The sequence below is a fragment of the Clostridioides sp. LIBA-7602 genome (assembly GCF_056688945.1).
The window spans coordinates 3,542,179-3,557,082 of the sequence record NZ_CP196991.1 but is presented as its reverse complement, the minus strand read 5'-3'; the positions used below and the strand labels follow the sequence as shown (position 1 = coordinate 3,557,082).

The 14,904-nt window shown below is 27.1% G+C and carries 12 protein-coding genes; 9 read left to right on the top strand and 3 right to left on the bottom strand.

The genetic code is table 11. The annotated features are described in order from the left end of the window. Positions 1–182: 182 nt before the first annotated feature. Positions 183–1,244, top strand: a complete 1,062-nt coding sequence (locus tag ACTG45_RS16620) for a transglutaminase domain-containing protein (protein WP_479919425.1) — start codon at positions 183–185, stop codon at positions 1,242–1,244. 115 nt (positions 1,245–1,359) lie between these two features. Here ACTG45_RS16620 and ACTG45_RS16615 read toward each other — a convergent pair whose 3' ends face one another. Continuing rightward, positions 1,360–2,334 carry an aromatic acid exporter family protein gene (locus ACTG45_RS16615; RefSeq protein ID WP_479917475.1) on the bottom strand — a complete coding sequence of 325 codons (975 nt, stop codon included), beginning with the start codon at positions 2,332–2,334 and terminating at the stop codon, positions 1,360–1,362. Between the two features lie 470 nt (positions 2,335–2,804). On the opposite strand from ACTG45_RS16615, the gene pepI reads away from it, so the two are divergent. The 6 genes from pepI to ACTG45_RS16585 all read left to right on the top strand — a co-directional run bounded on the left by pepI (position 2,805) and on the right by ACTG45_RS16585 (position 11,325). Continuing rightward, the gene (gene pepI, locus ACTG45_RS16610) at positions 2,805–3,686 is read left to right on the top strand and encodes a proline iminopeptidase (RefSeq protein WP_021386032.1); all 882 of its coding nucleotides are present in this window, start codon (positions 2,805–2,807) and stop codon (positions 3,684–3,686) included. 290 nt (positions 3,687–3,976) lie between these two features. After that, a complete protein-coding gene (locus ACTG45_RS16605) occupies positions 3,977–4,780 on the top strand; it encodes a hypothetical protein (RefSeq protein WP_479919424.1) in 804 nt (267 codons plus the stop codon). 11 nt (positions 4,781–4,791) lie between these two features. After that, positions 4,792–5,922, top strand: a complete 1,131-nt coding sequence (locus ACTG45_RS16600; RefSeq protein ID WP_479919423.1) for an ATP-binding protein — start codon at positions 4,792–4,794, stop codon at positions 5,920–5,922. Positions 5,923–5,925: 3 nt separating this feature from the next. Further along, the gene (locus ACTG45_RS16595) at positions 5,926–7,335 is read left to right on the top strand and encodes a vWA domain-containing protein (RefSeq protein WP_479919422.1); all 1,410 of its coding nucleotides are present in this window, start codon (positions 5,926–5,928) and stop codon (positions 7,333–7,335) included. Between the two features lie 205 nt (positions 7,336–7,540). After that, positions 7,541–8,044: a CarD family transcriptional regulator gene (locus ACTG45_RS16590; protein WP_234781145.1), complete on the top strand. Its 504-nt coding sequence runs from the start codon at positions 7,541–7,543 to the stop codon at positions 8,042–8,044. A gap of 1,925 nt (positions 8,045–9,969) precedes the next feature. Continuing rightward, positions 9,970–11,325 (top strand): peptide MFS transporter, encoded by a 1,356-nt coding sequence (locus ACTG45_RS16585; RefSeq protein ID WP_479919421.1) that lies wholly within the window; start codon positions 9,970–9,972, stop codon positions 11,323–11,325. 199 nt (positions 11,326–11,524) lie between these two features. Here ACTG45_RS16585 and ACTG45_RS16580 read toward each other — a convergent pair whose 3' ends face one another. After that, positions 11,525–12,406: a PhzF family phenazine biosynthesis protein gene (locus tag ACTG45_RS16580; RefSeq protein WP_479919420.1), complete on the bottom strand. Its 882-nt coding sequence runs from the start codon at positions 12,404–12,406 to the stop codon at positions 11,525–11,527. Next, entirely contained in the window at positions 12,399–13,145 is a 747-nt protein-coding gene (locus ACTG45_RS16575) for a TrmB family transcriptional regulator (protein WP_479919419.1), read from the bottom strand. Before ACTG45_RS16575 ends, ACTG45_RS16580 begins: the two co-directional genes overlap by 8 nt. A gap of 254 nt (positions 13,146–13,399) precedes the next feature. Between ACTG45_RS16575 and trxA the strand changes: the two genes are divergently transcribed. Beyond that, positions 13,400–13,717, top strand: a complete 318-nt coding sequence (trxA, locus tag ACTG45_RS16570; RefSeq protein WP_479919418.1) for a thioredoxin — start codon at positions 13,400–13,402, stop codon at positions 13,715–13,717. A 171-nt stretch (positions 13,718–13,888) separates the two neighbouring features. After that, positions 13,889–14,773, top strand: a complete 885-nt coding sequence (locus ACTG45_RS16565; RefSeq protein ID WP_479919417.1) for an NAD(P)/FAD-dependent oxidoreductase — start codon at positions 13,889–13,891, stop codon at positions 14,771–14,773. The last annotated feature ends 131 nt before the right edge of the window (positions 14,774–14,904 follow it).

The following is a 14,904-nucleotide window of genomic DNA, read 5'->3' as shown; positions in this document are numbered from 1 at the left end:
GTTGTACTGTATACAAACCATGTAGAAAATATCGACTAGATTTTTCATTAAATTTGAACATTTCACGAACGTATGAATGGAGAAACCTACATGTTGACAATCCACCTTTTTAAATCCAAAGTGAGCATTATTAATGGCAAGGAATAGGAAGTAACTATATTTTATAAAGGAGAATATTGAGTATGAAAAAAATTAGGAAGTTAGCTACCAAACTATTGATTGCAACCATAGTTTTAACCTCAAGTATGAGTATGACAGTTTATGGTATGACAGCCAAGGAAGTAACAGCAAAGACACCAAAAAGCTATGTCACAGGAACTAATAGTATATATGGCCCAAAGCTGTCACAAGCACAATTGAATTCAGTAGCACAAGCAACAGCGGATTTTATGAACAAGAAAATCACAAAGAATATGACCACAGATGCTAAGATTTTAGTCGCCTATAATCACATTAAAAATAACACAACATATGTTGACTGGAATGCATCAGAGGGAGCCAATACTGCCTATACACTGGTTACTAAAAAGGGAGCATGCTCTGGAATGGCTAGGAGCTTCAAAGCTTTATGTGACGCTATGGGAATTGAATGTTATTATGTCCATAGTACATCAAATGACCACCAGTGGAATCTTATCCGTTTTGGTGATGGGCGTTTGTATCACGTAGATATTGATGCTAATAAATCGGCAGGAAAGGACATCATATATAAGAGTCTTAGCCACCCATTACCATTTGACAAGAAGGCATATCCAGAAGTTGGGGCAGTAGTACAGACGACAAAACCAGAACAGACACAGAAACCAGCGCCACCTGGTAAGCATACTATGCAAGCACATCAAGAAGGGGCAAAAGTTGTTGGAAATTTTGGAAAAAATGGAGAAGATATAAATAATAAACATATAACATACCAAGGTGTTCGATGTGCTTTAGTCAACTCATCAGTAAATACAATTACATTTTCTGGAAAGGAATCAAATTTAGACCCATCAAAGCATACATATGCTGTAATAGGATTTATGAACACACCATATGGTATGTTTGCATTAGCGCCAGAAGGTAAACCTGTTGAATATCCTTTTGAATATGATAAGCCTTTTTCTTTAGATTTTAGTGGTAAGAACCGTTCTGGTGCAGAATTAGCGAAGTACTGCAAAAAAAATGATGTAACTATTAAAATAGAAATCACTAATCCAAAACTTAATAATGGAATTGGTCAAGTAATGTATGTTCGATATGAATAATGATTAACTCATGACAGTAGAATAGATTATAAACAATGCGCCCTCTTACTAGGGGCGCATTTAACATTATATTTGATATTTTGTAGTTGGGTCAACTGCTGGATTTCTCATCTTTTTATTTATAAAAATTATTATCTCTAAGTTCCTGAGCATGTATACGATTAATTAAAAACTGTTTTAGCTTAGTCAAGCATAAGAATAAAATAGCTCTATTTTCAAATTCTATTCTATTTACAGGTAAAGGTTGATTTTTCATACTTAACAATAATCTATCCAATTCTTCAAGAAGTAGATTACCTGTTTTAGCTTCAAATTTGGTATAACCTATCTTATGTATGAAAGCAGATAGAATATGAGCTTGTGGTGGTGTAGAATTTAGTTGAGATACATAACTATACAAATTTTCTAAAATATCCCGTTGACTTTTTATAATATCCATGTGCTCTAAGAAGAATCTAGTGTCATTTAATAAAGTATTATTAATATTATCATAAGTTTCAGAAATACTTCTATCAATAAGTGAATTTAATGTATATAAATCTCTACTATATTCATTTTCTTTTTTAGGATTTACAATAATATCTGCAATGTCTATAAGTACAACGCTCACTTCTTCCTGTAACTTTTTTTGAACTTCATAGATTTTATGTATATTTGTTGGAATATACATGTTTATTATGACACCTATTCCAGTACCTACTGCAAATATTCCAGCTTCGTTTAAAATCCACTTAATAGATGTTTCTTCTTGAATAAAGTAATGGGATGCGATGACTACACACATAGCAATGACATCTTGAATATTTAATAAAAAACAAAGTGGTATAATTATAAATATAAATATTGAAAATGAAGTCAAATTATATCCTAAAATATTAAAGCATAAATATGAAAAAAGAGTACATAAAAGAAAACCATAAAACTTTCCAATAAAACCTTTAAGAGTTTCTTTTTTAGTGTCTTTTACTGTAAGTAGTACTATAACTCCAGCAACCATTGAGTATTCTAATTTTAATAGCCAAGCAATAAATATAGCAAGAGAGCATCCTAAAGATAACTTTATAACTTTAAGCAAATCAATATCGTTCAAATACAAACCTCCTTTAAAATATAATAAAAATAATTTTATCATAAAATCAATTTTATTTGAAATTGAGTTAACAATATTTTATTTAAAAAATACTGTAAAATTCGATAAAAAAATAAGTAAATAGAAACACAAAGATATTTTTTTTAATGTAATACATTGTAGAATACAAAATATTATAATGAATATAAAATAATTATACTCTATTGAGGAAATAATATTTGAAATTACTATTATATTAGTGAACGATATAACTATAGATATATCTATTATTATTAACATAAAATAAAATTATATAGTTAATGTTATTTTATAATTGATTTGGTATGGAGATTTTTTTCTTTTATGTTATACTATTTATGAAAGCAGATATAAAGATTAAAATACATTAATAAATTATGTATTAGAAGTTTTAAATAGCCATATTAATGAACTTAATTATTGTTCATAATAGCAAATTGGAGGAGATAAACATGAAAATTACTGAAGGATATATGCCTTTTGAAGGTTTTAAAACTTATTACCGTATAGTAGGAGAAAACACTGAAGGGAAAAAGCCATTAGTACTACTTCACGGAGGACCAGGTTCTACACATAATTATTTTGAAGTGTTGGACAAGATAGCTGAGAGTGGTAGACAAGTAATAATGTATGACCAAATTGGTTGTGGTAATTCATTTGTAGAAGGACATCCTGAGTTATTTAATGCGGACACTTGGATAAAAGAGCTTATTGAACTGAGAAAACATCTAGGGCTTGAAGAAATTCATCTATTAGGTCAATCTTGGGGAGGTATGCAGGCTATTTGGTATGCTATTGAGTATAAACCAGAAGGTATTAAGTCATACATTCTTTCATCTACTCTTTCATCTGCAAAGCTTTGGGAGAAAGAACAAAAAAGAAGAATATCATATATGGATGAAGCTGACCAAAAAGCATTGCTTGATGCAGTAAATACTGGAGATTACTCTAGTAAAGAATATAATGATGCACTAGAAAAATTTATGGCAATGTATTGTGCAGGTGAAGTAACAGAAGATTCTCCAGAATGTTTAAGAAGACCTAAAAAATCAGGTTCTGAAGCGTATATTGTAGGATGGGGACAAAATGAATTTTCTCCTACAGGAACTCTTTCTGGATATGAGTTTACAGATAGATTACATGAAATCAAAGAACCTTGCTTAGTAACTAGTGGAGCAATAGATTTATGTTCACCATATATTGCAAAAACTATGTATGATAGAATTCCTAACAGTAAATGGGAGTTATTTGAATATTCAAGACATATGCCATTTGTTGAAGAAAATGATAAATATATCGAGGTTCTAACTAAGTGGTTAGATGCTAATGATTAAAAATAATATAAATTTATATAAAAAAGAGGCTGGACATATTGTCTAGTCTCTTTTTTATTATTAATAGAAGTACTAAACTTTTATGTGATTTTACAAATAGTGGAAATATATTTGTGTATATGTATTTAATTTTATTCGATTCTAGAAATTTTTTTATATATTGGTATAATTATTCTGTTTAAATTTGCTTAAAAAGTATATTAATTATAATAAGAAACAATTATATAAATAGGAATAGATTATTATAATTAGTATAGAGATGAAAATAATTATAGAAAGAAAGGCATATTATGGAAAAATCAAGAGTTGTTGAAATGATAAAAAATAATCCTAATATTATATCTACTTTAAATAATCCAACTGATGAAATGAAAATACTAGCTATCAAAGAAAATGGGCTTGTACTAGAATATATAAATAATCCAACTAGAGAGATGCAAGAATTAGCTATAGATAATAATGTTAGAGCAATTAAATTTGTAGATAATCCAACAGAAGACATGATGATAAAAGCAGTAAATGAGGGGTGGAGTATACTAGACTATATCAAAAATCCAACTGATAGAGTTATTAAGATGGCCATAAATCAAGCAGGATGGGCTATTAAATATGCTAAAAATCCAAGTGAAGAACTGCAATTATTAGCAGTAAGAAAAAATTATGATTCAATAAAATTTATAAAAGAGCCTTATGAAAGTGTACAAGAAGAGGCAGTTAGAATAAGTTATGATGCATTAAGATATATAGAATCACCTAGTTATAATACAGAAATTATAGCTATAAAAAATAATGAAGCAGCTATTGGCTTTATAACTGATTTAGATAAGAATAAAATGTTAGAGTTTTTGAAAGTTAATATTTTAGTGATTAAATATATTATAAAGAAAATATCTAAAGATGAATTAGAGGGAGTATTAAAAGACGTATTATCAAAGGAAAATGTTGAAGAAAAATATGTTAGAGATTTTTTAAACTGTAGTGTTATAGATAGGAATAGTGAAAATCTGACAATAGATAAAATTATGTTTATTTATAAGTATGGAAGTAAGACAGCAAAAAAAATCTCTGTAGACGAGAAATTAAAGATTATGTAGGAGAGAGAAAAATGAATTTTATAGACACATTAAAAAGCGTTGACTTAATATTATCCACTGGAGAAGTTCCCTTAATAGTGGGAGAAAGTGGGATAGGAAAAACAGCTTTAGCAAAAAAACTTGCTGAAGAAAATTATTGGAGTTTAGTTGTTATTGATGGGAACCTACTTAAAGAGGGCGAAATAGGAGGCCTTCCAACTATAGAATCTTATGTAGGAGTTGATTCCAATGGATATAAGATTGAAAAGAAAACAACAGTATATGCTGTTCATAATAAATTAAGAGAAATTGATGAAGAGATATCTAAAGGTAAGATTGTTCTTTTATTTATAGATGAGATAAATCGTTGTGAGCATACAGTACAACAAGAACTTATGAATTTAATTCTAAATAGAGAGATTAATGGATATAAGTTGCATGATGATGTAAAGATTTTAGCAGCAATGAACCCATCAAGTAAATATGGTTCAGACTTTGATTATCAAGTTGTGGATATGGACGCAGCTCAAGAAAATAGATTTGTCTGGTTAAATATGGAGAGTGAGCATACACAATGGTTAAAATGGGCAGTTGATGAAGGAATTGAAAGAAAGGTTATAGAGTTTATTTCTACTTTTCCAGAATATCTTCATAAAATAAATGAAGATGATGTAAGGGCAACTCCTAGAAGTTATGAAAGAGTATCTAAAATTTATAAAGTTTATAAGGAAAAAAATAATTCAATTCCTAGAGCAGTATTTTTAAATGTTATAAAAGGGAATATAGGTAAGGTTATTGCAGAAGAGTTTATAAGCTTTATTGAATCAGATTCTAAACCACTAATATCTTATGAAGAGGTTTTTTTAGGAGAATCTATTGATGAGTCTATTATAGAAAGAGTAAAAAATGAAAGTCATACAAGACTTTATCTATCAGCTATAAATATCTTAAAAAACTTAGAATCAAATGTGAAGGATGGTAAATATGAATCAAACCGATACATTAATAGATTCATTGAGTTTTTAAAAGTATACCCTGTAGATTTAATGATAGGAATTATGAAGGACATTAGAAATAGTTATACTGAAGTGTATAAAAAAGCTATAGAAAATGAAGAGTTTGTAAAATCATATTTTGAATCTTATAGTTTAATAAGGGGATAGTGTATGGAAAATTATTTTAATAAGCAAGCAAAAGAACTTTATAATAAAGCAAGTGAAATTATAAGTACTCATTCTATACTAAAGGCGAATCGTGCCAATGAGAAATTTGATGTAGATATACCACAAGATTTTAAATATGAATTTTTTAACCTTATAGATAAAGTTAATTTAAGTCTTATGGAAGAAAAGGACAATTTTTATGGATATTTTTTATTTCAGATGTCAAGAGAGATACGATTTGATATAAGTAGTCCTACGGGTGTGAATTTTAAAGGAGCTAAGTATGTTATATACTTTAATCCAATGATTTTTTTAACACTTGACATAAAACAAATGGAGACTACAATCAAACATGAAATTCATCACATATTATCTATGCATTTGGTGAGAGCAAAGGAATTAAAAGGAAAGTATAGTACATTAGCTATCAACATGGCAATGGACATAGTAGTAAATAAATTTTTAAATAATTTACCACCATATGCAACTACCTTGGAATGGGTAAATTTAAAATATTCCTTAAAACTTGAGCCATATGAACCTTTTGAATATTATGTAGAAAAGATTCAAACTGAATTAGATTTACTAGAAGAGGATGAAGATGGTGAAGAAGATGATAGTGATAAGTATGGAAATATAGAAACTGATTATAGCCCAGAAAAAACTCATAATATTTGGGAAGAATCTAACGATGTAGATGAAAAAACGCTTAAAGAATTTACTGAAAAATTTATTGATAGTTCTCAAAAAGGTACAATTCCTGCTTATTTAGAAAGTATGATATCGTCACTTAAAAATAGTAAAGGTGAACTGCCATGGAATTTGTATCTTAATAGGATAATGGGAACCGTTGAAAGTAATAAAAAGAAGACTATAACAAGAAGAAATAGAAGACAACCAGATAGATTAGACTTGAGGGGTGAACTTAGAAGTCATAAGGCAGAAATAGCAGTTGCACTTGATATAAGTGGAAGTATCAGTGATGAAGAGTTTAAACAAGCGATTAAAGAGGTTCTTAATATCGTAAAAAACTATAGCCATGAAATTACGATTATAGAGTGCGATAATGAAATTAGACGTGTATATAAGGTGAGAACTGAAAAAGACATAAAAGATAGAATTAGGATAGGTGGAGGTACTAGATTTTCTCCAGTTTTTGAATATGCTAATAATAAAAAGATTAATTTACTAGTTTACTTTACTGATGGAAAAGGTGAAAATAAGCTACAAATAGCACCTAAAGGGTATAAGATTTTATGGGTTATTTCTGGAAGAGGAGATGAACTTTCATTGAAAGAGCCTTATGGAGCAGTTAAGAAACTTACAAAAGTCGAAATAAAGGGCGAAATTTTAGAGATAAATGATGTAAGAAATGATGGATATTCAATGAATAGTCAAGCCCCAATTTTATAAGTACTCATAGAAGATAAACTATTTTAAGTTATATTTACTATGTAAATCTAAAAAATACGTTAACTAGTAGTTAATGTATTTTTTTATTTTAATAATATAAGTTTTATTTACATTAAAGTACCAAAATATGTTAAAATTAATATATAGCAAATAGTTTTGGCAAGATAAATTCAGTTGTCAAAGCTATTTTTTATTAAGGAGGGTGATGTTTTTGTTTAAGGTTGATGATTATATAATGTATGGTATGACAGGAGTATGCAAGGTTCTAGATATAACAAATGAAAAATTTACAAATGGAATAAAAAGAGAGTATTATGTGTTGAGCCCTATTTATTCTAATAATACAGTAATAAAAATTCCTGTAGATAATGAGAAAGTACCAATGAGAAAGTTACTTTCTAAAATTAATGTTATTTCATTAATAAATGATATTCCTAATATGGATACACTATGGATAGATAATGAAAAAACAAGAAGTGAGCAATTTAAAAAAATACTTAGAAATGGTAAATGTGAAGAGCTAATAAAATTAATAAGAAGTATATATGATAATAAAGAGTATGTAAAATCTATTGGTAAAAAAACACATCAAGCAGACGACAATATAATGAAAGAAGCCGAAAGATTATTGAATGAAGAGTTTGCAACTATTTTAGATATCTCTCCTGATGAAGTTAGTTCATATATATCAAGTCATATACCTCAATAAAGTATTTTATAGTATCTTTTATTTAAAAATCATAATCTAATAAAATATAATATAATTAAAAAAATACGAGAATAATGTAATTATAGATTATAAGTATTAGAATGTAAAAAAATATTGAATTTAAAGTAATTATACATAATTTAAATATAGACTGTAATAAAGTTGAAAAATTAACATTCAACATAAAAGATAAAATGAAATTTAACAACAACTTTAAAATAGGAGGTTATCAATATTTTATTGTTGTTTTTAGTCATTTTAAAAAGTTGATTATCTAGGTTAATAGTATGATGAGTTATCTAGATTCTAAAATGTATAATACTATCAAAAAGTTTTTTTGTTTCGAGTAAATAAGATGGATACTATGTTAAATAGAATCCATCTTATTTAAATTTTATTTATAGTTATTTTTTAGGCTCTATTTTTTATATATGAAAATCTATTGTAATAGAATATATCTAGATTAGGAAATCTTATAAAAAATATAATCGACAAAATAAGACTAAATATCTATTGGAATTTATAACTAAGATAATTACTGCATATTTATAGCCTAACCTGAAAAATTATAGATGTGCGAAATTTATTAAGTATTTTATAGGAGTAATATAGAATAATTAAAAAGTTTATTTTTAAACAAACTTTTTCTTTTTTAGATAAAATATTATTTGAATAATAAATAAATATAATTATTTATAAATAATTCAAACTAGTTAAAAAAATGTTTATTGATGTGATTAGTTAGATTACTTATAACACATTTGAAATAATTGTATTTATCTATATTTAGAAATTTAAGATAAAGAGTCATTTTTATAAGATAAGATACATATAAGTTTAAAAATTAATGAATTCTATTAAGATAATTAAATATATAACAATTATTTAATTATCTTAATAGAATTTATAAAACTCAATTTGGATTTATTTCATTTCTTAATTTATCGTTTTTATTCTTAAAAAAATAGATGTTAATAGTATGTAATTTGATTATTATATATTGGATACAAAAAACTTATTTTTGAAAATAAGCGAATTAAGAAAAAGATTAAAATTTCATTTCTAAAAAACCATTCTAGATGTTGATTTAACTTATATTTCCATATAAAAAAATATATATAATATACTTGACAAATATAATTTAAATTTTTCTAATTATTTACTGTCGATTAATCGATTTTTTTCTTGCATATAAGTATATATTTATGGTACGATTTACATGGTGAAATAAATAGGGGGAGGTGGAAAATAAATATTCGTGAAAAAGTTTTCAAATTGAAGCATTTTTATGGAAAATATATTATAAATACATAACATAGCTTCAGTTAATAGTATTAAAGCGAATATATGGATAATCACTTTAAAATAACAGTTTTTATGTTTAGATTCACAGTGTTTAGTATAGTCTTATATCATAAGAAATAAATCTAATCTGTGAATGGATAGTAGTTTATTTATTTAAGTTGAGAATTGGTTAGACGAAGTAACATAGAGATTTAAAAAATAAATAAAAACATTATTTGAATAAAATATATGTTGCTTTATTCGAGACTCCTTTAAAAAAGCACTTAAATGTAATTATATAAGTTGCCACAAAAGGAGGAATTTAGTTTGTAAAATACTATCACGTAAAAAAATAAGAATTGCTATGATGAAGATTTTTTCATGGTCTTAAATAAGAATCTAATGATTTATAAATATATCTGAAAATAATGAATTTATATAATTTAAATTTATAATTAAAAAGCATATTTAATTTGTTCCATGAAAAAATAAATTCTACAAATAAAAACGCAATTATCTTAATAATTATTACAAATTGTTTTACAAAACAATATCACCGAATCTTTCACCAAAAGAAAGAATCTAGGTAAAACGTAAAAATATAAAAATACAAAAATACAATTAAGAAAGGATTTAAACTTATGAGCACAACAGTAAATAAGAAGGGTAAATTCCCTATAGGATTTTATATCTGCTCAACAACTTTCTCATTTGAAAGAGCAGCATATTATTCTGCGAAGTTTTTAATCTATATATTCCTTACAACAGCTGTAATTCATGGTGGTCTTGGAATAGATAAAGGACAAGCTGCCATAATGCAAGCTAACCTTGTTGCATTCACATACCTTGCACCAATCATTGGGGGATATATATCAGATAGGTGGATAGGAGCTAGATATACTATACCTATAGGTATGCTTATCATGGGGATAGGATATTATCTTGGTTCTATTGCAACTACAGTTTCTATGGTAAATGCAATGATAATATTAGTTTCAATTGGTACTGCATTCTTTAAAGGAAATGTATCTGCAGTAAATGGACAGCTTTTTGACAATCAAGAAGAACTTGATACAGCATTCTCAGTACAGTATTCTTTTGTTAATATAGGTTCTTTTATTGGAACTACAGCAGTTGGTATACTTTATGCTAAAACATTTGCAAAAAATGGTGTACTTGGATTCTCTCAATGTTTCTTCATAGCAGCTGTACTTTGTGTAATAGGTGCAATATGGTTCACATATGGATGGAGATTCCTTGGAAATGCAGGAAAGAGACCATTTAAAGAAGGCGTAGTTGCTGAAAAAGTTGAAGCAAAAGATAATTCGCCTCTTACAGGTATGGATAAGAAAAGAATTTGGGCTATTATACTTATTTCATTCTTCTCTGTAGTATTCTGGTTATTCTGGTACTTAACTTATCTTGCAGTTTATGATTATGGTGCAGCATTTGTAGACATGACTATTGGAGGATTTGAAATTCCTCTTGCTTGGTTTGACTCATTAAATGCACTTGTATGTATAGTATTAGGACCAGTTCTTGGAGCATTATGGTTCAAACTTGCCAGTAGACCACAAGGAGATATAAGTTTATTTAAAAAGACAGGTCTTGGATTAGCATTCTTAGGTCTTGCATTCTTAATGCTTGTTGGAGCAGAACTTTCAAGAGGTGTTGGAGCCCCTGAAACTGCTAAAGCTAGTATAATATGGATAATCATGTTTGGTATACTTCTAAGTTTTGGAGAAATGTTATTCTCACCACTTGGTAACTCTTTCGTAAGTAAGTATGCACCTAAGAAACTTCTAGGTGTTCTTATGGGAGTATGGACATTTGCTACTTTCTTAGCTGGTCAAGGATACGGATATATATATGCATTCACTCTTAAATTTGATATGATTAAGGTATATACTGTAATTCCAGTAATACTATTTGTTGCAGCTATACTATTATTCTTATCTGACAAGACATTAAGTAGACTTGTTGAGGATGATAAATAATCAATAAATAATTATTATTTTATATAGATTAATCTACGATAATTATATTAGGTTGATTTATATCTAATTAGTAAGAATAATAAAAATTTACGTTTAAGCATAATATTATTATATATTGAAGTAAATTTATTAAAAAATATATAAAAAAATACTAGTCTTAGTTGGCTAGTATTTTTTTTATCTTAAATTATATAGAGAATTAATACATAATTTCTCCACTTAAAACAGTATAAGCACTTCCTCCGATTTTTACAGAAGATATATCATTATTTTCCTCGGCTATATTTACATATACTTTTCCAGGTCTGTTTATAAAGTTACCTTGTTCACCAATAAGACTAGCTTTATCTAAAATATTATGATGTACTATATAAGATGATACACAAGCATTTCCAGTTCCGCATACAGGGTCCTCTGTAACTCCAACATATGGTGCAATAGATCTTAAATGATAGTCACATTTTTCATCTATAGTCTCTATGCAAAATGGAGTTATACCAATTATATTATTTTCACCACTAAATTTTTTGATTTCATTTAAGTCTGGAGAAATATTTTTTAAATCATCTAAAGATTTTAATCCAAATACAAGCCACCAAAGTCCAGTATTTACCTTCATAATTGGATACTCAAGAAATCTATCTTCATTTACACCTATCATTTGTGCAAGCTCTTTTCTGTAGTTATCTAAATTTTCAAATTCAGGGGGATTTTGTTCCATCATAAATATATTTTCATTATCTATTTCTTTAAGCTCTACAGATAGTACACCAGCTTTTGTTTCTTGATAAAATATATTCTTATTAGCATCAAGTTTCCCCTCTTCTAAAAGTGCATGAAAAGCTCCTACTGTTGCATGACCACATAAATCAACTTCTAAACCAGGTGTAAAGAATTGTACCTTGAAATCTGCAACATTTGATTCTGAAACAAATGCAGTTTCTGATAAGTTCATTTCTTTAGCTACATTTTGCTTGATTTCGTCAGAAATATTGGATGCATCAGTAACTACACCAGCAGGATTTCCTCCAAAAGGTACAGTTGTAAAAGCATCAACTTGTTTAATATTAATTTTATTCATTTTTAAAACCTCCTTTTGTTTTTTCTGAAATATAAATTTCATGTTTTATGTATTGAGTTCCAATATATAAAATATTAGAGTTTCTTGTCCAGATTGAAATAGCTTCACTTCCTTTAGATAAGTTTCCTGTCAGTATTTCATTGTTATCTACAATTAAAATAATTCCCCTGTAAAGCTTTTTATTTTCAAGTGTAGTATCATTTCCTCCATGGATATGAATATTACTTAGGCCTTCTAGTTTTTTATTTTCTGAAAGAAGTATTTCAACATTAATATTTTTTTTACAAGCGATTAGAAGGTCATTTTTTAGTTCAAGAGTTTCTTCATAAGGGCAAGAAAGTATAATTTCTTGTTTTGCATTATTTATCATTTCTATTGCCTTTTTTAAGATATTTTTATTATCTTTTATATTTAAAACATATTCTATACTTTTACCTTTATTTAATACCTGTAAGTTGTCGTTTAGCTTATCTATAGAATTATTAAATTCTTCTTTTTTATTTTTTAATAATTCGCTAGGATTTATAGGTACATATTTAATAGGGTCAGTTCCAACATTGACAATTATATTATTGTTTATTAGCTTTGTTATATTTTCATATACTTTTGATTGTGGGACACCTGATAATTTGCTTATCTCATATCCTGTTAAAGGATTTTCTTTTAATAATGCTATGTATATTTGAGATTCATACTTTGTAAATCCTATATTTTGTAATTCATTAACTATATCATCCATAGGTAAACTCCTTTCATAAAAGTTTAGTAACTACATAGGTAGTTATTAATTTAATTTTATAACCTAAATAGTAAAATGTCAACTATAATTAAGCAGAAAATAAAAATATATAGTATAGATATGTAACCTCATAATCATACTTAGCATGAGATTAAAGTTATTAAAAATGAGTAGTTACAAAAAAGTGACTAATTGAACTGTTGCATGGGTCGTAGTATATTAATATCAAGAAAACAATAAAGGAGATATACATTATGTCAAAAGTAATAAATAACAATGAATTTATAAACGAAGTAGAAAATAAAGATGGATTAGTAGTTGTAGATTTCTTCGCAACTTGGTGTGGACCTTGTAAAATGTTATCACCAGTATATGAAGCATTAGGAAATGAGATGGTTGAAAAAGCAGACTTTTTAAAAGTAGATATAGACCAAAGTATGGAATTAGCTCAAAAATTTGAAGTATCTACAGTACCAACTGTAATAATATTTAAAGATGGAAAGCCTGTAGATAGATTAATAGGTTTTATACCTAAAGATAATTTAAAAAATAAAGTTGAATCATATATGTAATTAAAATAAATCATATATATAAACAAAAAACTCATTATAATGAGTTTTTTTGTTTATATAGTATAAATCTTAAAGTGGTTACAAATAAGTGCCTAATTGGCAATGATGTCATCTGTTGATATAGTATTTATATAAAAGAAAAAGGAAAGGTTATAAAAAATAGGTGAAACTATGAGATATGATATTGCGATAATAGGAAGCGGTCCAGCAGGATTTGCAGCTGCTATAAATGCTAAAATTAGAAACAAAAATATAATTTTATTTGGAAGTGAAGATATAAGCCAAAAGCTTATTAAAGCACCTTCTATAGAAAATTATTTAGGAATTGGCAATATAAGTGGTTTAGAACTTAAAGATAAATTTAAAAAGCACATAGATGATATGGGAATAGAGATAAATCAAAAAAGAATTAATAATGTATATAGTATGGGTGAATATTTTACATTAGTTTCTGGAAATGATACATATGAATCAACTACGGTTGTATTAGCTACAGGTATTGAATATGGAAAAATGATAAATGGAGAAGAAGAATATCTTGGAAAAGGGGTAGGATATTGTGCAACATGTGATGCAATGCTATATAGAGATAAAAAAGTGGCTATAATAGGATACAACCATGAAGCAGAAGAAGAAGCAAATTTTTTAAGTGAAATAGCCAGTAGTGTTTACTATATACCTATGTATAAATTAGAAAATAAAATCAATAGTAGTATAAATATAATAGATGATAGACCCTTAGAAATAAAAGGTGAAAAACTAGTCAATAAATTAGTATTGAGAAAAAGTGAGTTGGATATAGATGGTATATTTATCATAAAAGATAGTATATCACCCAAATATATGGTTCCAGGATTAGAAGTAGAAGATTCACATATAAAATCAGATAAAAACATGAATACAAATATTGAAGGTTTATATGTGGCAGGAGATTGTGCTGGGAAACCATATCAATATTTAAAATCAGCAGGTCAAGGTCAGACAGCTGTATCTAGTGCAATTTCTTATCTAGATAAGCAGAAGATAAAGAAATCAATGCTTGTTAATACTTATTAGATAAAAATTAATAAAAACCTAAGGTATTATTTTTTTAATACATCCACCCAACATTAAGAAATGTTATTTGAAAATAAAGATTTAATGTAAAAAGGTGAATTCTATTATATGAATTCACCTTTTTACATTAA